Below are 21,779 nucleotides of genomic sequence, written 5' to 3'. Positions count from 1 at the left end.
CCGGCGGAACTTACTCGAGCCAGCGGCACCTGCCCGGGAAGCCATGACCAAACCCTCGCGATACGACCGGATCGCCTTCGTCGCCAGCCCGAGCAGCGAGGCGCAGGCCGCCTTCGGCCAGCTCACCCGGGATTATGGCAATTACGACCCCAGGGAAGCCGATGTCGTCGTCGCGCTCGGCGGCGACGGCTTGATGCTCCAGACGCTGCACCGGAACATGCACACGGGAAAGCCGATCTACGGCATGCACCGCGGCACGGTCGGCTTCCTGATGAACGAATACTCGACGCACGATCTGCGCACGCGGCTCGAGGCGGCGCATGAATCCGAAATCCATCCGCTCTTAATGCGCGCGACCGACGTCAACGACCGCGTCCACCTGCACCACGCCATCAACGAGGTCGCACTGTTCCGGCAAACCTACCAGGCCGCACGCTTAAGGATTCTGATCGACGAGCGCGAGCGCATGGCCGAGCTGATCGCCGACGGCATCATGGTGGCGACGCCGGCCGGCTCTACCGCCTACAACCTCTCCGCCCAAGGGCCGATCCTGCCGATCAACGCCGCGCTGCTCGCGCTGACGCCGATCAGCGCCTTCCGCCCGCGCCGGTGGCGCGGCGCGCTGCTGCCCAACACGGCCTATGTCGTGATCGAGGTGCTCGAGGGCGACAAGCGCCCCGTGGCGGCGGTCGCCGATCATGACGAGGTGCGCGACGTTCGCCGTGTCGAGGTCCTCTCCGACAAGACCATCTCGATGCGCATGCTGTTCGACCCCGGCCACAGCCTGGAAGAGCGGATCCTGCGCGAACAGTTCGGCTACTGAGCCGCCGGCCCGCCCCTCTCAAAAGGCCGATCGCAACCCTTCGTTAACCCCCGCCACGATATGGTTAACGAAGGTTGACCGCTTTGGCCCGGGCGTCATGTTCCGTATCGACTTCAACAAGCTGCGCTTCCTCGTCTGCGACGACAATCCGCACATGCGCCGCATCCTGCGGACGCTGCTGCATTCGTTCGGCGCACGCGAAGTCTACGAGGCCGAGGATGGCGCCACGGCGCTGGAAATGTACAGCCATTACGTGCCAGACATCGTCATCACCGATTGGGCGATGCCGATCTTCGACGGGCTCGAGCTCGCGCAAATGATCCGGCAGCCCGAATCCAAGGGCAACCCCTACGCGCCGATCATCATGCTGACCGGCCATTCCGAGAAGCGCCGCGTCACGGTCGCGCGCGATGCCGGCGTCACCGAATTCCTGGCCAAGCCGATCTCGGCCAAGGGACTCTACCAGCGCATCCTCAACGTGGTTGCCAATCCCCGCCCCTTCATCAAGACCAAGACCTATTTCGGCCCGGACCGGCGCCGTAACACCAACTCTGCCTATATGGGCCCGGAGCGTCGCGTCGGCGAAAAGCACGAGGTGCTCCAGCAGCCCTCGCTGCTCGACAAGGCCCGCTCCTCCATCTAGCGCAGCGTCTCACACGAGGCAGGCATCATGGCGAAGAACAGCGCAAAGGACATCGAGGTCAAGGCCTTCGCCACGCATCACGTCATCACGCAGCCCAATCCCTTGCGAAAAGTGCTGCGCCGGGTCGAAGCAAAAGACATGGACGATCCGGTCGCCCGCGCCGAGCAGGCGCTGGCGGGCCTGTCCGGCCAATTCAAGGACTGGATGAGGATCGAGGTCGAGAGACTGTCCGCCGCCTGGACCGAGGTGCAGCAGGATGGTTTCACCAGGAAGCTGCGCGACGAGCTGTTCCACGCCGCACACGACATCAAAGGCGATGCGGCGACTTTCGGCTTTCCTTCGGCAGCGGGAATCGCCGAGAGCCTGTGCCGCATCATCGAGCATGCGCCGGATCTTTCGAAGGTGCCGGCCGAGCTGTTCACGCACCACATCAACGCAATCCTCGCCATCGCGCACGAGAACACCAGGCTTGACAGCATCAGCGTCTCCGCGGAGCTCAGCCGGCGCCTGCGCAAGGTCGCCGACGAATATCTCGCCCATGTCAACCGTGATCGCCCCGAACATCTCGAGGTGATCCTGGCGCCAAGCATTGCGCCGGCGGAATAAGGCCCAGCTCTTCCCTCTCGTCGTTGCGAGCGCAGCGAAGCAATCCAGAACTGTCTCCGCGGTGAGACTCTGGATTGCTTCGCTGCGCTCGCAGTGACGGAATTCGCAGGACCTGCTACGCCGCGATCAGATCGTCATAGAGCGGATCGACCGCGTCCTCGGCGACGAGCTCGTCGCAGAACAGCCGCGCCTCTTCGCGCGCGGACTCGGTGGCGAAGCGGCGGAGCAGGACCATCAACGGTTCGGTAGCGCCGCGGTCGGTCTCACAATGGGTGAGCACGCGCTCCACCATGCGACGGCGCAGCCGTACCGCGCGGTCATCGGTGTCGACAAAACCCTGCTCGTGGCAGGCGTCGAGCGCGACTTGGAATGCCGCAAATGTCGCCTCGGGCAGCCCGGCGCGGCGGAGCAACGCGTGCAGGGTGTTGCCGCCGCGCTCGTGCAGCAGCGCCGAGACGCGCGCCAGCGGCAGATCGGCGAGTTCGGCGAGCGCCGCGTCGAACAGGTCGAGATTGCTCGACAGCAGCGCGCGCAAAATCAGACCCGCCGTGAGCTGGCCGGTGATGCGCAGGTGCCGCACCAGGCCCTGCATGTCCCCACCGCGCGAGCGCGCCGCGATGTTGATGGTGGAGCGGTCGCGCGCCTCGATCGTGATGCGTTCGGCACGATCGGCACTCAGCCAGTTTCGGGCCACGACGAATTGCGCAAGGGTCTCGGAAAGCTTGGCCACCAGCGCCGCGCGCGTTGCGGCCGGCAGATCCTCCAGCACCAGCATCGCTTCGCGGATCGCGGCGAGGTGGCCGTGGCGCTCGACGATACGATTCCACGAGAACGGCGCGAGCTCGGCATGGGGATTTTCGATCAGCTCCAGCGCGGCCGCCGCGCAGCCGACCTCGGCGATGGCGGCGCAGACCGAGACCGGCAGCGCGATACGGCGGGCGACCGCGCACTGCACCTCGTCATTGCCGGTGGCGACGATGTCGACGAGATCGGCATCGATCAGCAGCGGAGAATGTTCGAGCACGGGCAGCGCAACCGTCGGCTGATCCGCCGACAGCGCCCGCACGATTGCAGCCGGCGCCTCGGTGCTGCGCGCAAAGGCCTCGGCCATCGCCCGCCGCACCAGCGGCGAGGGATCGTCGAGCAACATCAAAAGCGCGCCTTCGGCGGCGACGCGGTCATCATGAGAAAGGTCTGAAATCAGCCAGGCCCGGGCCAACGCCCGCGTCGCCTCGGCCCGCTCGCCCGCGGACGCCGTCCTGATCCAATTGATGAACTGCCGAACAATCATGGTGCTTCCGGCCTACGCAACGAAAACGAAAAATAGTGACGGCTTGTCACCTGCAACACAAAATAAACCACGACGCTTAACAAAGCGTTCACCATAACTGGCTGGTTTTATTGACGTTTTGTTAAGGGAACAAAGCCGCGCTTTTCTTGTATCCCGCACACGGTGCGGCGCGCGAGCGCTGCGCCGCTAAGCCGGGCCTATTTGTTCGGAAGGATTTGCTGCGCCTGGGTCCCAGCTCAGCGCCGCAAGCGTTGTACGCTGCAGAGCGTCCGGGCACGAGAGCAGATGCTAGCTCGAGAACGTGCCGCTGCGATCGCTGAAGAGATCGAGCGGCTGCGGCGGACGCATGTCCGGCGTTGCTGAGGCCACCGAGGTGAGCGTGGCGTTGTTGCCCCACAATTTCTGCACAGCGGTCGAGACCGGCTGCGTGGCGTCGCCAGGCTGATAGATCGAACGAAACGCCGGCGTGGTCGGCGCATTGTCCGCGAGCGTCGTAGGTGACGTCGCACTGACGGGCGTCACGGCGCGGGTATTGGGGAAGGTTTGGAGATAAGCGGCGTTGTCGATCACCGGCGCTGTCGGCTGTACGCCGTTGGCGCCCGCCACCTGCGTAGTCGAGGGCGTGCCGCCATACATCGCCATCGCACTGCGGGTGATCTTGGAATTCGCCGCGCTGGCATAGCGCGCGTCCAGCACCGAGTAGACTTCGGAGACGCTGCGCGCCCGGCCGTCATTGGCGTAGAAGATCGAGCGGTTGGCGGCGGCCGCGTTCGGAAAGAGCCGCGCGCCGACGGCTTGCGGATTGTCCTCGGCATTGGCGATCAGTTTCGCGGCGCCGCCGACACCCATGAAATGCGCCATGTAGAGTTCGCTGTCGCTCGGCCTGCGCCCGAGCAGGCCGGTGAGCTTGAAACTGTTCGACTGCGTCAGCGCCGCCGCCATGCTGGACGCGGCCTCGGGATCGTCGCGCAGCTTCATGATCGACCGCTTGATCATCGGATCATCGACGATGTAGCTGCCCGACGCGGTCTTCGTAATGGCGTCGGCATAGCTGCCATAGCCGAGCTGAGTGCCCGCCTCCTTCACTGTGCCAAGCCAGGTCTGATCGATGAACTGATAGAGCCCGTGCGCGGACGAGGTGGTGGCACCGGCCGTCGGATTGAAATCCGATTCCATCTTGGCGGTGGTCAACATGTACTGGAAGCCGACGCCGGAGATATTGGAGGCCTGCTTGATCGCGCCGGCGACGCGCGCCCGCGACGGATCGAGACCGGCCGTCTGCGTCGCACTGAACTTGTCGACCGACATGATGAAGTGCCCGCCCCGCGCGGCATTGAGCGGCGCCGGCAATTCGGCGCCCAGTCGTCTCACCGTGGAACAGGTATGGTTAATGCGGGGTAAATTTGGCTCTCGCCCTGCCGAACCGAGTCGTTCGGGGGCGCACCGAAGCTGCGAGCCCCAGAATCCATTCCACCGCACATGATATCGCACGATCGATTCCGGGCTCGTGCTTCACATGCCCCAGAATGACGGATGGCTACTTCTTGTAGATGTCGCCCGGATCGAACAGCCGCTCGGCATCAACGAAGACGAGCCTAGCGCCGCCGCCCTCGGCCTCGACCTTGCGGTAGAAGCACGAACGTCGCCCGGTATGGCAGGCCGCGCCGATCTGCTCGACGCGGATCCAGACCGCGTCCTGGTCGCAATCGGTGCGTATCTCGACCACGCGCTGGGTCTGACCCGATGTCTCACCTTTTCGCCACAAGGCGTTGCGCGAGCGGCTGAAGTACCAGGCTTCGCCGGTCGCGATCGTCTTGCGCAGCGCCTCGTCATTCATGTGCGCGACCATGAGGACGTCGCCATTGACGACGTCGGTTGCCACGCACGTCACAAGGCCCGCGGCGTCGAATTTCGGCAGGAAGGCGAGACCTTCCTCGACTTCGTGAGAGTGGGCGGACACGAGCGTCCTCGCTTAAAACGTTGGCGAGGTCAGCGCTGCAGGCCTCGCACAAGGGACAGGAAACGGGCCTGTTCCGCCGGATTGTCCCGGAACATGCCGGTGAAGCGGCTGGTGAAGGTGGAAGCGCCATGCTTGGCGACACCGCGCACCGACATGCAGGTATGCTCGGCCTCGATCAGCACGGCCACGCCGCGCGGCTTGAGGACCTCGTCGATGGCGGCCGCGATCTGCGCCGTCAGATGTTCCTGGGTCTGGAGCCGGCGGGCGAAGATATCGGTCAGGCGCGCGAGCTTGGATAGGCCGACGACGCGCTCCACCGGCGTATAGGCGATGTGCGCCTTGCCGTAGAACGGCATCATGTGATGCTCGCATTGCGAGGTGAACTCGATATCCCGCACCAGGACGAAATCGTCATAGCCCGCCGTCTCGCCGAAGGTGCGGTCCAGGACCTCGGCCGGGCATTGATGGTAGCCCTGATAGAGCTCGTCGAAGGCCTCGACCACGCGGCGCGGCGTGTCGAGCAGGCCTTCGCGCTCGGTATCCTCGCCGATATAGGCGAGCAGCGTCTTCACCGCTGCTTCCGCCTCGGCGCGCGCAGGGCGCGGCTGGTCGGCGCGGACGGCGGCCGCGAGAAATTCAGCGGGATCAAGCTCGGCCGGGCGGCTCTCGGGCTGGCGGTCCGAGGGCTTGTTGGGGCGGATGGATTTGATTGCAGCGTCCATATCGACTCCGTTCGACGGCCTTACGGCCGGAGTGTCACCGGCAGACGGGGCGGCAAGCCGCCGGACGCCTGAACAGAACAGTCTCGGCGAAAAAGGTCCGCTCGTCGCCACGCCGGCCGCACCATTCTGGATCACCGCCGGTGGGCCGCTGGACTGTTTTTCCGCGAGTTCCGACCCTATATAGGACCCTGGACGCCGCCCGCCAAGGCCGATCGGGTGCGGAAGTGCTGGACTCCATCACATGCTGAACGACATCTACAACAAGCGGATCATCGAACTGGCCGGGAATATTCCGCGGCTCGGGCGGCTGTCGGACCCCGATGCCTCGGCCACTGCCCACTCCAAGCTGTGCGGCTCGACCGTGAAGGTCGACCTCAAGATGAACGGGAACACCGTCACCGACTTCGCCCATGACGTGAAGGCCTGCGCCTTGGGACAGGCCTCTTCGTCCATCATGGCAAGTCGGATCGTGGGGTCGACTGCGAGCGAACTCCGTGAGTTGCGCGAAACCGTTCGCAAGATGCTGAAGGAGAACGGTGCGCCTCCTGAAGGAAAATGGGAAGAGATCAAGTTCCTCGAGCCGGTCCGCGACTACAAGGCGCGGCATGCCTCGACCCTTCTCACCTTCGATGCGGTGGTCGATGCTATCGGCCAGATCGAGGCCAAGGCGAAGCAGCCGGCGGCGGCTCAGGGCTGAGTGCTCTCCGTCGTTCCGGGGCGATGCCACCGGACCCGGCGTATTGGCCGGGTCGACGACATGCTCCGCATCGAACCCGGATCCAGAGATTGCCGATCTTCCGGGCTGGCGCTGTCGCGCGCCACGGAATGACCCATCAAAGCATATCGTTTACTTCTGCGCCGCCGCCGCTGGTGTCGCCACGCCGCCGGCCGTCGGCACCAGGGCTTCCGCGGTCTTGGTTGATTTGGCAGATTGCTGCGGCTGCTCCGGTTCCGCGCCGTACCTGGCCTGCGTCTTCGATGTAAGCTCCGCCATCGCCGGTGCGGAGATGTCCACATGCGGCAACACGTCGGCCACGAGGTCGGTGGTCACGAGATTGGTGAGCTTAAGCTCTCCGGCGTCGAGCTCATGCAAATCTTCCCACGGCGGCACGCTGAGTGCGAGCGACAGCAGATCGCCGGCACCCCCCATGTCGAACGTGTATTTGGCCAGCCGGCCGATGTCGCGCTCCACGATCATCAGGTCCTGGGCGCTGTAGCTCGCAGCCTTGGCATCGTCAGCGCGGTCGCCCATCCAGATCTGGTGGACCCGGACATGGGCAGCTTCCGGCACATAGCGCTTCTTGCCGGCGAGCAGCAGGAACACGCACATCGATTCGCAATAGGCCCCCGGCGCGACCGCCGGACGGGCGCCTTGCCCGCCGCGGTTCTGAACGCTGATTCCGACCGTGGTCAGAAGTCCGAGGTTGCGGAAGCGCCGGCCGAGCGTGATCGCGTCGTTGACCGAGCCGCCGCTGGAGTCGAGCACCACCGTGGCGCCGCCCAGCTGGCGCCCGCGAGAAAACTCCTCAAAAGCCTTCGGCGTATCGGCGGTGATGATTCCGACCGCGCTGACCCAGCCGCGGCAGTTCGGCTCGCAGGCCACCCAGCTGAACTTCATCGGCAGCTTGCGCTCTTCGAGCGCAGCACCGGCTCGAGCTGACGTTCCAAGGGTCGCGACGGCGCCAGCCAGCGCGACTCCACACACGGCGGTTCCCACCAGCAACCAGCCGCGAAGATTAAGGGAGTTCAGAAGTCTCAATCTGGTTCCTTCCCCAAGCCCTAAAAGGTCCCCAAACAATCCCCGGTAGCGCCCTCTGAGTCCATCATACAGGCGTATGTTTCTACACACGGGCGTCATAAAAATGGTATCCGGGCGAATACAGATCGTCCACAGATACTTGCTGCACTGCTCCCAGAAAGCAGGCAAAATATGGCGCGCAAACAACTGCTTACAGTTCCCTGCTGCGGAACTGAGCAATACTTCGCTTAACCTGACAGCAAAGCGCACATGAAGCATTCAGCCTGCGAGCACTGTTCCAGCCCGGTCGCGGGCGCGCTCCGGCTCCCGCGCCGATTCGGCCGCGCGCTGATCTGGCTCTATCGGCACACGTTGTCGCCTCTGGTTGGTTACAATTGCCGGCACCTGCCGACCTGCTCCGTCTACGGCGACGAAGCGATCGAACGGTTCGGACTCTGGGCCGGCGGCTGGATGACACTCGCGCGCCTATTGCGCTGCAATCCCTTCGGCACCTCGGGCATCGACAACGTACCGCTCACCGCACCGCAAGGCGCGCGCTGGTATGTGCCCTGGCGCTACGGCCGCTGGCGCGGGGTCAACGCATCCTGAGTGCTGCGGTGCTGTGCCGTCGCGGTCGGAACCGGAACTCTCGCCTCGCGTTGATGTGATGCTCCCATCGGGAGGAAACAACAATGCGCTGGAAAATCAGCCGTCATTTTCCCTCCGGACCTGGTCTCAATTCTGGTCGGAGAGGCCATCACGATCCCAGAATCATCGATCTGCTCGCGATCGTCGCCCTACTGGTGTTCGTGCTCGGCTCCGGCTGGTATCTGGCGACGAGCTTCGCCACGCCGCCAAGCACGACGGCGTTCATCGTGCCGAGCCAGAATGTGCACTGGTAGCTAGCGGAACCAGAAGAAACGTCCGGACGGCGGCGGGATCGACTCCGGCGGGCGTAGCCGCTTCGGTCGCGGCGGCTTTGACGACGGCTCGGCGGACGAGGTGGTCTCCGCCGGCGCGATCTCGCTGCCCGGCACCTTCACCGACAGCAGCAAGTTCGATTCGTGCGTCCGCCAGCGATAGCCCACGCCGAAATCGATCGGCTGGGCGCGCGTGAACAATTCGGCATAGCGCTCCTGGTAGCGGCTTGCGAATTCATCGATCGGACCGAGATAGCGGCCGAACGGAAAGAACCGCCATTGCCGTGCATTGTAGTTCGCGAGCGGAATGCCGGAATCGTCCTGGATGATGGTGGCGCTGTTGGCGAGGAGCCAGTCGCGCACGAGGGTAAAATTGCCGGAATGCAGCAGATAGGACGCGCTCTTGAGCAGGCTGTTGCCGGGGCCCAGCGTCTCGCAGAATTTCAGGAAGCCGGCCGCGCGCGCACCGGAATTGGAAAGATCAGTAGAGAAATAATACAGCGTGCGCGCTTCCCCGTCGCTGCCGGCGAAGGTGATGCGGACGCCATGCGTCGCGTTGGGTCCCGGATTGTCGCCGGCCGTGTGAACCCCGCCCTTGTTGTCGAGCGCGATCATCTCGACATTGCGGATGGTCTTGCCGGAGCGCGCGAGGAAAACATAGAGGATCGGCAGCGTACCGTTGACCTGATTGGCGTGCAGGTCGACCTTCATCTGCTTGGTAATGAAGAAGGAAAAGCTCAGGATCGAGCCGAGCGAGCGCTCGACGTTGTAGAGCGCAGCGCCGATCGAACTACGCGGCAGCCGCGTCAGCTCGGGCACCGCTCCCACCGGCTCCAGCGCGCCAAGCACGTAGGTGCTGGCGTTGGCATAGAAGGCATTGGCGTAGAGGAAGTCCGGGCCGCTGAACATGTAGAACATGGTTGGCCGCGGCGCGGCGAGATTGACGTCGGCCCAATTGCGGATCTTCGAGAGCTGCCGCTGCTCGAGCTGGGCGAAGGCGCTGTCAAAGAATTTTGCATGACGCTGCCAGCCTGGATCCTTCGTGAGCGGCACCAGCGGCGAGTCCGCCGACGGCTGCATGCCCGCAAGGAAGCGCGCAGTGTCGTCGAAGGTGACGTCGGCGGCGCGTGCGGACGAGACAGCCGCAGCCAGCAAGGCAAGAGCGACGGCCGCAATTCTCAGGGGTCGGATCATGTCGATTCGCGATGTGGTGAAGCGGCAGCGGCCACCGGCCGCCTGCGGAAGACGACATAAATCAACAGACCCGAGAGCATGACGAGCATCCCCGACAGCGACTGCACCGGCCGCTCGATCAAGAGGTAGTACATCATGAACGCGGTCACGAGCAGGAAAACGAGCGGCGTGAACGGGTATCCCCAGGCGCGATAGGGCCGCGGCAAATCGGGATCGGTGATGCGGAGCTTGATGACGCCGGCGACGGTGAAGAACGAGCAGAACAGCAGCGCGAACTGGATGAAGTCGAGCACCGCCTCGAAGCTGCGCGTGAACAGCAGCAGGGTCGCGACGGCGAGCTGAAACAGGATGGCATAGGCCGGCGCACCGTTCGCCGATCGCTGCGAGAACACGCGCAGCGCCGGAATGTCCTCGCCCATCGTCATCATCACCCGCGGGCCGATCCACATCATCGCGCTGATCGAGGAGATCAGACCGGCACAGATCATCGCGCCGACGATCCGGCCGCCGAGGCCGCCGAAGATGGCGCTGCCGGCGACGCTGGCAACGTCGAGCTGGCCCGCCAGCGCACTGACCGGCGTCGAGTAGAGGAACACCGCGTTCAGCGCGACATAGAGGACGAGCACGATCAGCGTGCCCACAAGCAATGCGCGCGGCAGGCTCCGCTGCGGCGTGGTCATCTCGCCTATGATGTAGGTCGCGGCATTCCAGCCCGAGAACGAGTACATCACGAAGACGAGCCCGATCGCGAAGGGCGCGCTGACGATGTGGGCGAGATCGCCCGGCTGCGGCGTGAAGGCGATCTGCTGCGGCACGCCGATGACGAAGCCGGCCACCAGGAAGGCGACGATCAGCACGACCTTCAAAATCGTCGAGATCAATTGGAACGTCGAGGAGTGCCTGACGCCGGTCAGTTGCACGAGCGAGACCAGCCACACCACGCCGATGGCGAGCGGGATCGGAGGCAGATCGTCCGCGACCGATTTGGCATATTCGCCGAACGCCATCGCGGCGAGCGCGACTGGCGCCGCAAACCCCACCGTGGCCGAGACCCAGCCGGCGAGAAAGCCGAAGGCGGGATGATAGGCGCGGCCGAGGAAATTGTACTCCCCGCTCGAGCGCGGAAACATCGCGCCCAACTCGCTGTAGGAGAACACCCCGCACAGCGCGACGATGCCGCCGACCGTCCAGAGCAGCAGGATCGAGAAGCCGGACGGGATGTCCTTGACCTGGAAGCCGAGGCTGGTGAAGACGCCGACCCCAATCATGTCGGCAATGACGATGGCGGTTGCGACCAGAACAGAGACCCCCGACCCGCTTTCGGTCAGCCGGCCAGTCCAGGGCGCGGTACCCGCATCTGATGCCGTCATCGGGGTTCTCAAGCCTCAGGCGTCACGCCTCATCGGGAGGCATCGTGCAGATTGATCCAGTCAATTCAAGCAGGGTTAACAAGGGTTAAATGAGGCAGGCGTGACGGGTATGTTGACACCTTTCACGCACGGTCTTGGGCGATAAAGCTGCACCACCCCCGAGAATCCCTTTTCCCTTCCCCACAATCACGACACGATTGTATGGTCCCTTTGACGGTTCCGGATGTGGGGAAATTTCTCTGGACGCTTAACGTCACCTAAACGCCAGTCGGCTGAATTGATTTGAAATTGCCGATGGACGTGACTTGGGGTCATGGGTGGATGGTCGGGGCCGTTCCGAAACTGAGAGCGAACGCGCGTGCCGATCGGACGACGTCCGGCGCGCGCGGTCGTGTGCTCCGGGTCGGCTTGATTCTAGCCCTGGTGCCGCTGTCGCTGACGCTGGTTCAATGCGGCAAGGCCCCCAATCCGGCGGCGCTCGCGGCGAACTCGCAGGCCAACGTGCAGGTCGTCGCAAAGACAAATGCGCAGGTGGCAAGCGGCGACACGTTCGAAGATCGCTTTCCGGCCCCGCAGTTCAAGGAGCGTTTCCCCTCGGCGAGCGAGAGCTTGCTGCAACGGCAGATGTCGGACTTCTCGCCCAAGCGCGCCGTCCAGCAGCAGCCCCAGGCTGAGCAGGCGCCCTACAAGGTCGCTTCGCTCGAGCCGCAGCTCCCCTACAAGCGCCCGCCCCGTGAGGACCTGACGACGCTCGTCAGCATGAAGTCGTCGGCCTTTCCCTATTTCGGCAACAACCCCGCCTCCGACGCACCCTTCCTCAACATCTCCAAGGGTGACCGCCGCGGCCACCGCAGCTATTCGGGGCGCGTCTACTGGCAGGACGAAACCTACAGCGACAGCCGCGTGCTGGTGCACGTCCCAGAGCATTTCGACGTTCGCAAGCCGGGCGTGATCGTGGTGTTCTTCCACGGCAATGGCGCCACGCTCGAGCGCGATGTGCGCGACCGGCAGCTGGTGCCGAAGCAGATCACCGATTCCGGCGCCAATGCCGTCCTGCTTGCGCCGCAGATGGCAGTCGATGCCGCCGATTCCAGCGCCGGCAAATTCTGGCAGGCGGGCGGCTTCAAGCGCTTCATGGAGGAATCGGCCAACCACCTCGCCCGCCTGACCGGCGATCCCAACAGCGCGCGGGCCTTCGCCAACATGCCGATCGTGATCGTCGGCTATAGCGGCGGCTTCCTGCCGACGGCTTGGAGCCTGGAGGTCGGCGGCATCAGTGACCGCGTCCGCGGCGTCGTGCTGCTCGACGCCGTCTATGGCGAAATGGACAAGTTCGCGGCCTGGATCGAGAGCCACCGTTCCGGCTTCTTCGTCAGCGCCTACACCCGCTACACCGCGCGGCGCGACCGCGAGCTGATGAGCCTGCTGCGGCAGAAGGGCATCAGCGTCTCCGAGGACATGGACGAGCCATTGCGGCCCGGCAGCGTGGTGTTCGTCGAGACTGGCGAGGGCATCACCCATCGCGACTACGTGACGAGGGCCTGGACGCGGGATCCGCTCAAGGACGTGCTGGTGAAGATGTCGGCGACGCCCGCGCTCACGCGCGTGGCCTCTACCAATCCACCCGCATCGAGCCGCTAAACGGACGTGACTCTAAGGCGCCGAGGGGCCCGGTCTCTCGCTTAGGTTTTCGGCAGCTTCGGAATGCTCTCGGCAAAGCCGTTGAAGCAGGCCAGCCGCTCGTCCTCTTCCTTGAAGAAACGGCAGTCTGCGTAGCCCTTGGCCTTCGCCGGCTTCGGCTTCGGCGCCGGCGGGATCACGGCGTCGTAGCAGTTGAGGCGGTCCTTGGTGCCGTCGTCGATCTCGAGGCAGGCCTGGAGCCGCGCCGCGATCGATTGCGGCTTACCCTTCGCCGCCGCAGCGGGTTTGGCCGCAGCCTCTTTGGTCCCTTTGGGCTTGACCTGCACCAGCGGCTTGTCCCCCACCATCGGTGGCTTGTCGGCTTGCGCAAATGCGGAGGCTGAATAGAGCACCGCGGCAACCGCCAGAATCATCCTCATTTCAGTCAACTCTCTTTGGTCCCCATGCATGGCGTTCTAGCGCCCTCATGCTCGGTTTGCCAAGCACCTTGCGCATAGGAAGCTGCGAGATTCAGGCTGTTGCGGCGGCGGCTCGCCGGGGCCTGGTCAGGAACACCAGCAGCAGCGCCAGCACCACGAAACCGACCGCGACGAAGCCGAGCGTGTGCAGGAGCTCGCGGGCGAACAGTAATCCGCCGATGGCCGAGCCGACCGCCTGACCGATATAGAGGACGGACGTGTTGAGGGCGACGGTCGCCGACGCCAGTGATGGCGCGGCCGCGACCAGCCGCACCTGCTGCATCGAATTGGTCGAGGCAAAGCCAAGGCCCCAGACCGCGACCGCGCCCGCCATCAAGACAAGCGTGCCGGCGCCGAGCGCCCAGCCCGTGACCCCCGCAAGCAGGAGGCAGGTGAACAGCAGCGAGGTGCGATAAGGCCCCCAGGTATCGACGATGCGAGTCGCGATGGCGACGCCGAGGAAGCCGCAGACCCCGTACAGGGCAAACACGATGCCGATGGCATCGGGTCCGGCGCCGGTGAGCTTCTTGAGCAGCGGGCCCATGAAGGTGAACACCACGAACTGCCCGGACATTTGCAGCATGGTGATCGCGAGCAGGAGCAGGATGGCCCTGCTGCGGGCGACCTCGGCCCAAGTCTTGATGTCCACCGGCGCGCCCTTCAGGCCCGCCGGCAGGCGCAGCAGCAGCAACAGGAAGCTGATGCAGCCGAGCGCGCCGATCTCGCCATAGGCGGCGCGCCAGCCATAGCGGCTGGCGATGAAGGTGATCAGCGGCAGGCCGACGGCGGCAGCGAGCGACCAGCCGAGGAAGATGTAGGCGATGGTGCTGCCGCGTCGCTCCACCGGCACGATCAGCGCCGCCGTGCCGGCAGCCTGCGGCGTATAGAGCGCGCCGATCGCGAGCATCACCAGACGGATTGCAAGGAGGCTCGCATAATCGGGTGCAAAGGCCGAGGCAAGATTGCCGAGAGCAAGCACGGCCAGCGTCGTCGTGAGCAGCGTCCGCCGTTCGATGCGACTGGTGAGCCAGGCCGTCAGCGGCGAACCAATGCACAGCGTGATGGCGCCAAAGGTGATCAGGAGCCCGGCCGCATGGATGCTGACGTCGAGCCCAGTCGCCAATTCCGGCAGCATGCCCGCCGGCGCAAGCACCGAGCAGCCGGTGACGATGTTGCCGAGCATCAGAGCGGTTGGCGCGAAGCGGCGGACAGCAGGCGATCTTTCCATGCAAGTGCATGTAGAGCAGAGCTGCGGTCTGTTAAAGGGCACGGTCTGAAATAGTTGGTGCACCGTCCCGGCTTTTGCGCGCCACTTTCTTGGAATTGCCGGATTGCGCAGGCCGAATCGGCTGATATATCGCTCGTTCCCGCTTACCTGCGCTCGTTCGCAGGAGTGAGCCTCAGGAGTAAAGCAATGACCGACCAGCCCAAATCCGAGTCCGGCTTCCAGTACAGCCTCTCCAATCTGAAGCCCGCGACCCCCGCCCCCAGAGTCACCCTCATCTTCCCCGACGGCGCCCAGCGTCAGTTCGACAAGGGCATCACCGGCCTCGATATCGCCAAGGGCATTTCGCCGTCGCTGGCCAAGCGCACTGTGGCGATGGCACTCGACGGCACGCTCGCCGACCTCAACGACCCGATTGAGGCCGACGCCCGGATCGAGTTCGTCCATCGCGATGATCCCCGCGCGCTCGAATTGATCCGCCACGACTGCGCGCACGTGCTGGCCGAAGCCGTGCAATCGCTGTGGCCGGGCACCCAGGTCACGATCGGCCCGGTGATCGAGAACGGTTTCTACTACGACTTCTTCCGCAACGAGCCGTTCACCCCGGAAGATTTTGCCGCGATCGAAAAGAAGATGCGCGAGATCATCGCGCGCGACAAACCTTTCACCAAGGAGGTGTGGGATCGCGAAAAGACCAAACAGGTGTTCCGCGACAAGGGCGAAGCCTTCAAGGTCGAGCTGGTCGACGCCATTCCCGGCAACGAGCCGATCAAGATCTACTACCAGGGCGACTGGTTCGATCTCTGCCGCGGCCCGCACATGACCTCGACCGGCAAGGTCGGCAATGCCTTCAAGCTGATGAAGGTCGCCGGCGCCTATTGGCGCGGCGACAGCAATAACCCGATGCTGACCCGCATCTACGGCACCGCTTTCGCCAAGCAGGAGGACCTCGACGCCTACCTCAAGCAGATCGAGGAGGCCGAGAAGCGCGACCATCGCAAGCTCGGACGCGAGCTCGACCTTTTCCATTTCCAGGAGGAAGGTCCGGGCGTCGTGTTCTGGCACCCGAAGGGCTGGACCATCTTCCAGCAGCTCATCGCCTATATGCGGCGACGCCTGACCGGCGACTACAGCGAGGTCAACGCGCCGCAGATCCTCGACAAGGTGCTGTGGGAGACCTCGGGCCATTGGGGCTGGTATCGCGAGAACATGTTCGCGGCGCAGTCGGCCGGCGACGAGGCCGAGGATAAGCGCTGGTTTGCGCTCAAGCCCATGAACTGCCCCGGTCACGTGCAGATCTTCAAGCACGGCCTGAAAAGCTATCGCGACCTGCCTTTGCGCCTTGCCGAGTTCGGCGTGGTGCATCGCTATGAGCCCTCCGGTGCCATGCACGGCTTGATGCGCGTGCGCGGCTTCACCCAGGACGATGCGCACATCTTCTGCACCGAGGATCAGCTCGCCGAGGAATGCCTGAAGATCAACGACCTGATCCTGTCGACCTACGCCGACTTCGGCTTCACCGGCGATCTCACCGTGAAGCTCTCGACCCGGCCGGAGAAACGCGTCGGCACCGACGCGATGTGGGATCACGCGGAGCGTGTGATGGCGACGGTGCTGCGCGAGATCCAGTCGCAGAACAACCACATCAAGACCGAGATCAATCCGGGCGAAGGCGCCTTCTACGGCCCGAAGTTCGAATATGTGCTGCGCGACGCCATCGGTCGCGACTGGCAGTGCGGCACCACCCAGGTCGACTTCAACCTGCCCGAGCGGTTCGGCGCGTTCTACATCGACCATGACGGCGGCAAGAAACCGCCGGTGATGGTGCACCGCGCGATTTGCGGCTCGATGGAACGCTATATCGGCATCCTGATCGAGCACTATGCCGGCAGCTTCCCGCTCTGGCTCTCGCCGGTCCAAGTGGTGGTCACCACCATCACCTCGGAAGCCGACGAATATGCCAAGCAGGTCGTTGAGCAGGCGCGGCGCGCAGGCCTTCGGGTCGAGATCGACCTGCGGAACGAGAAGATCAACTACAAGGTCCGCGAGCACTCGCTGGCCAAGATCCCGGCGCTGCTCGTGGTCGGCAAGAAGGAAGCCGAGACGCATTCGGTCTCGGTCCGCCGGCTCGGCAGCGACGGCCAGAAGGTGATGACGACGCAGGAGGCGATCGCCGCGCTGGTCCACGAGGCAACGCCGCCGGACGTCCAGCGGGCGCGTGGCGCCCTCTGATCCCTGAAATCGATCTAAATTCGCTTCCGGTTGCGGGCGTGCATGCCTATCTCGGGTGTGCACGTTCGCCGACCAGCTGAAGAGGATATCGCAGTGCCCGATGCCATCGAACTCCTGAAGACCCGCCGCTCGGTGAAGCCGCGCGAAATGACCGAGCCCGGCCCCTCCGCAGCCGAGCTCGAGACCATCCTCACCATCGGCGCGCGCGTGCCTGATCATGGCAAGCTGGCGCCCTGGCGCTTCATCATTTTCGAGGGCGATGCCCGCCAGCGCGCCGGCGAGGTGATCGCAAAAGTCTTTGCCCGGAAGAATCCAGGCGCGCCCACCGCCGACATCGAGATCGAGCGCAAGCGCCTCACCGACGCGCCGCTGGTGATCGGCGTCGTCAGCTTCACCAAGCCGCATCCGAAGGTGCCGGCCTTCGAGCAGGAATTGTCGGCGGGCGCCAGCGCCATGAACATCGTCACGGCCGCAACCGCCCTCGGCTACGGCGCCTGCTGGCTGACCGGCTGGTTCGCCTTCGATCGCGACGTGCTGGACGGCCTCGGCCTCAAGCCGGACGAAAAGCTCGCCGGCTTCGTCCATATCGGCACGCCGACCAAGCCAAGCGAAGACCGTCCGCGACCGTTCCTTGCGGAGATCGTGACGCGTTTTTAATCGATGTCTTGTTGACGCCCTTGGCGTCTTGCGGCTTTGATCCCGCCGAGGGAGGAAGCCCGGATGAGACGGCGTGAGTTTCTGGTCGGAGCCGCGGTGCTCGCCGGCTCGATGGCGCGAGGTCGCGCCGCCGACATCCCTTCCCCGTCGCCCGACGGGCTCGATCGCATCACCGCATATTTCAACAACGAGGTAACGAGCGGCCGGCTGCCGGGCGCCGTCATCCTGGTCCAGCAGCACGGCAAGCCGGTCTATTTCAAGACGTTCGGCGTGCGCGACGTCCGGACCGGCCTTGCCATGACGCCGGACACGATCTTCGCCATCCACTCGATGACCAAGCCGATCACATGCCTCGGCGCGATGATGCTGATCGATGAGGGCAAGCTCGCGCTCACCGACCCCGTGTCGAAATACGTCCCGCTCTTCGCCGATACCAAGGTGGGCCTCGAGATTACCAAGCCCGACGGCAAGCTGGAGCTCGATCTCGTGCCGCCGGTCCGTCCCGTCAACATCGAGGACCTGCTGCGGCACACCTCGGGCATCAGCTACGATTATATTGGCGGCAAATGGGTCGAGCAGGCCTACAAGGCCGCCAATATCTTCGAAGGTCAGTTCAACAACAGGGAATTCGCCGATCGGATCGCGAAGCTGCCGCTGGCGCGGCAGCCGGGAACGTTGTGGCGCTACGGTCATTCCACCGACGTGCTCGGCGCCGTCATCGAGATCATCTCGGGCCAGACGCTGTACGAATTCCTGAAAGCACGCATCTTCGATCCGCTCGGCATGAGCAGCACCAAATTTGCGCTGGCGACGGAGGACGAGCTGGCGCGGATGGCGCGGCCGCTGCCGAACGATTTCATCCTGCTCGCCGCCGAGCGCGAGCGCCTCGACCATCCCGAATGGCAGTCCGGCGGCGGTGGGCTGCTCTCGACCATCACCGATTATCAGCGCTTCGCGCAGATGCTGCTCAACGGCGGCCAGTTCGAGGGCAAGCGTTATCTGAGCCCGGCTGCGTTCAAGGCCATGACGACCGACCACATCGGACCAGGGTCCGGCGTCGGACGCGACTATTTCTATTTCCCGGGCGACGGCTTCGGCTATGGCTACGGTCTTGCGGTGCGCACCGATCCCGGCAACGCGAAACCGCCGCCGCCGGGCTCGATCGGCGAGTTGAAATGGGACAGTGGCAGCGGCACCTATTTCGGCGTCGATCCCAAGCTCGACATGGCCTACCTCATGATGCAGCAGACCCAGAACGAGCGCAGCCGCATCACACCCGCCTTCAAGGCACTGGTCTACGATTGCTATCCTCCGGATCTACGCCGCCCGTGAGGCGCGCTGGCCGAAATCGGCGAGCAGCTTTGCGATCTCGGCGGCGGGCCGCGCTGCGCTGAACAGGAAGCCCTGCACCTCGTTGCAGCCCTCGGCGCGCAGCCAGTCGAGCTGATCCTCGGTCTCGACGCCTTCCGCCGTGGTGGTGATGTTGAGGCTGCGGCCAAGACCGGAGATCGCGCGCACGATCGCGCCGCAATCGGGCCGCTGCGCCAGATCCTTGATGAAGGAACGGTCGATCTTGATCTTGTCGAAGGGGAAGCTGCGGAGATAGCTGAGGCTGGAATAGCCGGTGCCGAAATCGTCCATGGAGATGCCGACGCCGAGCTCGCGCAATTGATGCAGCGTGGCGAGGTTGGATTCGGTCTCCGCCAGGAAGATCGACTCGGTGATCTCGAGCTCGAGCCGCCTCGACGACAGGCCGGACTGCGCCAGAGCGGAGATCACGACCTGAACCAGATTGCGGCTGCGGAATTGCGCCGGCGACAGATTGACCGCGACTTTGACGTCGCCAGGCCATTTGACGGCTTCGGCGCAGGCCTCGCGCAACACCCATTCGCCAAGCTGGGTGATCAGGCCGATGTCCTCGGCGACCGGAATGAACTCGGCGGGCGAGATCATGCCCTTGTCCGGGTGCCGCCAGCGCAACAGCGACTCGAAGCCGGAGATGCGGTCGGATGCGATCGACACCAACGGCTGGTAGTGCAGCTCGAACTCGCCATTGGCAAAGGCGCGGCGCAGGTCGAGCTCCATGTCGCGGCGCTTCTGCGCCTGAAGGTCCATCTCGCGCTCGAAGAAATGGTGCACGCAGCCGCCGTCGGACTTCGCCCGGTACAGGGCCATGTCGGCGTTGCGCATCAATTCCTCGGACGTCATGCCATCCCCCGGTGACAGCGCGATCCCGATGCTGGCGCCGATCACCATCTCCTGGCCATCGATCTCATAGGGCGCCTTCAACATGTCGATCAGCAGGGTCGCGCAGGCGCTGGCCTCGTTCGGCGAGACGTCGGCCGCCAGGATGACGGCGAACTCGTCACCACCGAGCCTCGCCGCGAGATTGGCACCGCGAACCGCATTGGTCAGGCGTTCGGCAACTTGCTTGAGCAGGCGGTCGCCCGCCGGATGCCCGAAGGAATCGTTGATGTTCTTGAACAGGTCGAGATCGATGTAGAGCACGCCGACCCGCTTTCCGCCGGCCTGGTCGAGCGCCTGCTTCAGCCGCTCCTGGAAATATTCGCGGTTCGGCAGGTCCGTGAGCCCGTCGTGATGGGCCATGTGGGCGATCCGCGCCTCGGCCTTGCGCCGTTCGGTGATGTCGACCACCGCGACCAGATAGCCGTCGCGATCGTCGAAGGCGACGCGCCGGCCGAAGGTGAGCACCTCGATCTCGCTGCCGTCGGCGCGTAAGTGCCGCCAGTTGCGCGAGGAATGATAGGCATCGCCGACGCGCTCGAGCGCCTCGGCGTGGCTCTTCCACTCGTCCTCGGGCCAGATCTCGTGCAGCTTCATGCGCAGGAAGGTGGCGCGACTGTAACCGTAATGCTGGACCGCGGCGTCATTGACGCCAAGGAATTGCTTAGTCTGTGCGTCGAACACCCACATCGGCATCGGGTTGTTGTCGAACAGCAGGCGGAACGAGGCGTCGCGCCGCTTCAATGCGGTGACGTCGGAGATCGTCAACGAGACCACGTCGGCGAAGGCGGTGGTGCCGAGGCGCAGGTGTCGTCCGTCGCTCTCGATCTCGAGCTGCTCGCAGCGGCCGCCCGAGACGGCCTTGAGCAGGAAGTCCATAATCTCGGGCGCGGCCAGCAGCGTGCCTGCCTCACTGACCCGCCGCCATAGCAGGCTTCCGGTCGCGGCCTTCAGCAGCGCGCTCGCACTCTTGTTGTGGTGCACGATCTGGAGATCGAACGGCTTGCCGCTTGCGTCGCGCAGCGTCGTCAGCGAGACGACCGCGTCATCGGTCGCGGAAAAAATTGCGTCGAGGAGATTATATTGCGTCCCGCGCTCGTTGATGTAGGTGCCGACCAGCGTCGCGCTCCAGCGCGAGGCGGTCGGCAGCGCCAGTAGATCGTAGGTCCTGACCATGCCGTCGCGCACGCAATGCGCGCTCGCGTGATGCGGCCGCCCCGTTGCGAGCGCGATCGCGGCCGCTTCCGTCAGCGCTGTGGCGCAGTCGGGCGACAGCTCCGCGACGGGAATGTCCCAGCGCTCCTCGCAGAGCCATTTCTGCACGTAACGTCCGCTGCGCGACAGTTCGAGCGCGCCGTCACCTTTCAGCAGCGCAATATGGTCGGCGAGTCGTCCGAGGCTGCCGAGCATCACGTCCTCGTAACGCGGCAGCCGTTCGCCCGGCTTCAACGCGGCACGCCATTTGCGTTGAAGCACCGGGATGTCATCGAACATTTCGGCGGCCGGTTTTCCCGGCACTTTCTTTGCGGCACTCATGGCAGTCCCCAACGCACTATGCGGGCGCATCCCAATGCAGGTGCGCTTAACGGCGTGTAAAGAGCGCACAGGCGCAGGTTCCGTTCGGTGATTATGACAGTTTTAAGTCAGGTGTTGGTTAGTGGGCGTTAGAGACTATGACGGTTGCGCTTCTACGCATGCTGAAGTGGACGCGGCGTCGCGCAACTGCATCAACGTCGGCATTGCGACCTCTAACGCCCAGCTCAATCGCAGACACATCTTCGCATCCTCGCGGCTTGTTCGCCCGAGCTTTGTCTCGATGCCTTGCCCTCTCATGAAAGAAGGCGCAGGGAAGACCGGGAGCCGGTTGGCTCCGATGGACCGCCATGCCAAGAGCAGATTGCGTGTGCTTCATGCATAGCGGACAACAGGGCAACCGGAGACATCCCGGCCTTCCCTGCGCGGATGGTTGGAACGGCTTATGTCGCGCTCTTGTGTCTGGGAAATCTGCCAGAATGTGCAAACGGGCGGTTCTCGCAAAACCGCCCGTTGCTGGAT

20 protein-coding genes are annotated in these 21,779 nt (G+C 64.4%); 10 read left to right on the top strand and 10 right to left on the bottom strand.

Going from position 1 to position 21,779, the window contains the following annotated elements; translation table 11 throughout:
* Positions 1-43: 43 nt before the first annotated feature.
* The 3 genes from IVA92_RS17350 (at position 44) to IVA92_RS17340 (ending at position 2,072) form a co-directional block, all read left to right on the top strand.
* Positions 44-823: an NAD kinase gene (locus IVA92_RS17350; RefSeq protein WP_247280885.1), complete on the top strand. Its 780-nt coding sequence runs from the start codon at positions 44-46 to the stop codon at positions 821-823.
* Positions 824-920: 97 nt separating this feature from the next.
* The gene (locus IVA92_RS17345) at positions 921-1,466 is read left to right on the top strand and encodes a response regulator (protein WP_008549760.1); all 546 of its coding nucleotides are present in this window, start codon (positions 921-923) and stop codon (positions 1,464-1,466) included.
* A 27-nt stretch (positions 1,467-1,493) separates the two neighbouring features.
* The gene (locus tag IVA92_RS17340) at positions 1,494-2,072 is read left to right on the top strand and encodes an Hpt domain-containing protein (RefSeq protein ID WP_247280884.1); all 579 of its coding nucleotides are present in this window, start codon (positions 1,494-1,496) and stop codon (positions 2,070-2,072) included.
* A gap of 115 nt (positions 2,073-2,187) precedes the next feature.
* On the opposite strand, the gene IVA92_RS17335 is transcribed toward IVA92_RS17340, so the two are convergent.
* From IVA92_RS17335 to folE, 4 genes are all read right to left on the bottom strand, one after another.
* Positions 2,188-3,363 (bottom strand): DUF2336 domain-containing protein, encoded by a 1,176-nt coding sequence (locus IVA92_RS17335; protein ID WP_247280883.1) that lies wholly within the window; start codon positions 3,361-3,363, stop codon positions 2,188-2,190.
* A 288-nt stretch (positions 3,364-3,651) separates the two neighbouring features.
* Complete coding sequence (locus IVA92_RS17330; RefSeq protein ID WP_247280957.1) at positions 3,652-4,713, bottom strand: lytic transglycosylase domain-containing protein; 1,062 nt, start codon at positions 4,711-4,713, stop codon at positions 3,652-3,654.
* 187 nt (positions 4,714-4,900) lie between these two features.
* On the bottom strand, positions 4,901-5,323 hold the full coding sequence (hisI, locus tag IVA92_RS17325; RefSeq protein WP_247280882.1) for a phosphoribosyl-AMP cyclohydrolase: 423 nt from the start codon (positions 5,321-5,323) through the stop codon (positions 4,901-4,903).
* 29 nt (positions 5,324-5,352) lie between these two features.
* Positions 5,353-6,045 (bottom strand): GTP cyclohydrolase I FolE, encoded by a 693-nt coding sequence (gene folE / locus IVA92_RS17320; protein WP_247280881.1) that lies wholly within the window; start codon positions 6,043-6,045, stop codon positions 5,353-5,355.
* Between the two features lie 241 nt (positions 6,046-6,286).
* Between folE and IVA92_RS17315 the strand changes: the two genes are divergently transcribed.
* Complete coding sequence (locus IVA92_RS17315; protein ID WP_247280880.1) at positions 6,287-6,742, top strand: iron-sulfur cluster assembly scaffold protein; 456 nt, start codon at positions 6,287-6,289, stop codon at positions 6,740-6,742.
* A 150-nt stretch (positions 6,743-6,892) separates the two neighbouring features.
* On the opposite strand, the gene IVA92_RS17310 is transcribed toward IVA92_RS17315, so the two are convergent.
* Positions 6,893-7,804 (bottom strand): hypothetical protein, encoded by a 912-nt coding sequence (locus tag IVA92_RS17310; RefSeq protein WP_247280956.1) that lies wholly within the window; start codon positions 7,802-7,804, stop codon positions 6,893-6,895.
* Positions 7,805-8,053: 249 nt separating this feature from the next.
* Between IVA92_RS17310 and yidD the strand changes: the two genes are divergently transcribed.
* Both yidD and IVA92_RS17300 read left to right on the top strand, forming a co-directional pair.
* Positions 8,054-8,392: a membrane protein insertion efficiency factor YidD gene (gene yidD, locus IVA92_RS17305; protein WP_247280879.1), complete on the top strand. Its 339-nt coding sequence runs from the start codon at positions 8,054-8,056 to the stop codon at positions 8,390-8,392.
* 83 nt (positions 8,393-8,475) lie between these two features.
* Positions 8,476-8,685: a hypothetical protein gene (locus IVA92_RS17300; RefSeq protein ID WP_247280878.1), complete on the top strand. Its 210-nt coding sequence runs from the start codon at positions 8,476-8,478 to the stop codon at positions 8,683-8,685.
* Here the strand turns inward: IVA92_RS17300 and IVA92_RS17295 are convergent, their stop codons facing one another.
* The gene (locus tag IVA92_RS17295; RefSeq protein ID WP_247280877.1) at positions 8,686-9,897 is read right to left on the bottom strand and encodes a hypothetical protein; all 1,212 of its coding nucleotides are present in this window, start codon (positions 9,895-9,897) and stop codon (positions 8,686-8,688) included.
* Positions 9,894-11,267 (bottom strand): amino acid permease, encoded by a 1,374-nt coding sequence (locus tag IVA92_RS17290; RefSeq protein ID WP_247280876.1) that lies wholly within the window; start codon positions 11,265-11,267, stop codon positions 9,894-9,896. Before IVA92_RS17290 ends, IVA92_RS17295 begins: the two co-directional genes overlap by 4 nt.
* Positions 11,268-11,588: 321 nt before the next feature.
* Between IVA92_RS17290 and IVA92_RS17285 the strand changes: the two genes are divergently transcribed.
* Positions 11,589-12,908 carry an alpha/beta hydrolase gene (locus IVA92_RS17285; RefSeq protein ID WP_247280875.1) on the top strand — a complete coding sequence of 440 codons (1,320 nt, stop codon included), beginning with the start codon at positions 11,589-11,591 and terminating at the stop codon, positions 12,906-12,908.
* 41 nt (positions 12,909-12,949) lie between these two features.
* Here IVA92_RS17285 and IVA92_RS17280 read toward each other — a convergent pair whose 3' ends face one another.
* Both IVA92_RS17280 and IVA92_RS17275 read right to left on the bottom strand, forming a co-directional pair.
* Positions 12,950-13,327, bottom strand: coding sequence for a hypothetical protein (locus IVA92_RS17280; protein ID WP_091889385.1), 378 nt, complete (start codon positions 13,325-13,327; stop codon positions 12,950-12,952).
* A 91-nt stretch (positions 13,328-13,418) separates the two neighbouring features.
* On the bottom strand, positions 13,419-14,594 hold the full coding sequence (locus IVA92_RS17275; RefSeq protein ID WP_247280874.1) for an MFS transporter: 1,176 nt from the start codon (positions 14,592-14,594) through the stop codon (positions 13,419-13,421).
* 186 nt (positions 14,595-14,780) lie between these two features.
* Between IVA92_RS17275 and thrS the strand changes: the two genes are divergently transcribed.
* The 3 genes from thrS (at position 14,781) to IVA92_RS17260 (ending at position 18,812) form a co-directional block, all read left to right on the top strand.
* Complete coding sequence (thrS, locus tag IVA92_RS17270) at positions 14,781-16,823, top strand: threonine--tRNA ligase (protein WP_247280873.1); 2,043 nt, start codon at positions 14,781-14,783, stop codon at positions 16,821-16,823.
* A 93-nt stretch (positions 16,824-16,916) separates the two neighbouring features.
* Positions 16,917-17,480: a nitroreductase gene (locus IVA92_RS17265; protein ID WP_247280872.1), complete on the top strand. Its 564-nt coding sequence runs from the start codon at positions 16,917-16,919 to the stop codon at positions 17,478-17,480.
* A 63-nt stretch (positions 17,481-17,543) separates the two neighbouring features.
* Positions 17,544-18,812 (top strand): serine hydrolase domain-containing protein, encoded by a 1,269-nt coding sequence (locus IVA92_RS17260; RefSeq protein ID WP_247280871.1) that lies wholly within the window; start codon positions 17,544-17,546, stop codon positions 18,810-18,812.
* Here IVA92_RS17260 and IVA92_RS17255 read toward each other — a convergent pair.
* Complete coding sequence (locus IVA92_RS17255; RefSeq protein ID WP_247280870.1) at positions 18,798-21,260, bottom strand: EAL domain-containing protein; 2,463 nt, start codon at positions 21,258-21,260, stop codon at positions 18,798-18,800. The genes IVA92_RS17260 and IVA92_RS17255 overlap by 15 nt on opposite strands.
* Positions 21,261-21,779: the final 519 nt, after the last annotated feature.

Origin of the sequence: Bradyrhizobium sp. 154 (assembly GCF_023073875.1) — a bacterium.
Lineage (GTDB): Bacteria > Pseudomonadota > Alphaproteobacteria > Rhizobiales > Xanthobacteraceae > Bradyrhizobium.
The sequence above is the reverse complement of the archived record's forward strand: the minus strand, read 5'-3'. Positions and strand labels throughout refer to the sequence as shown.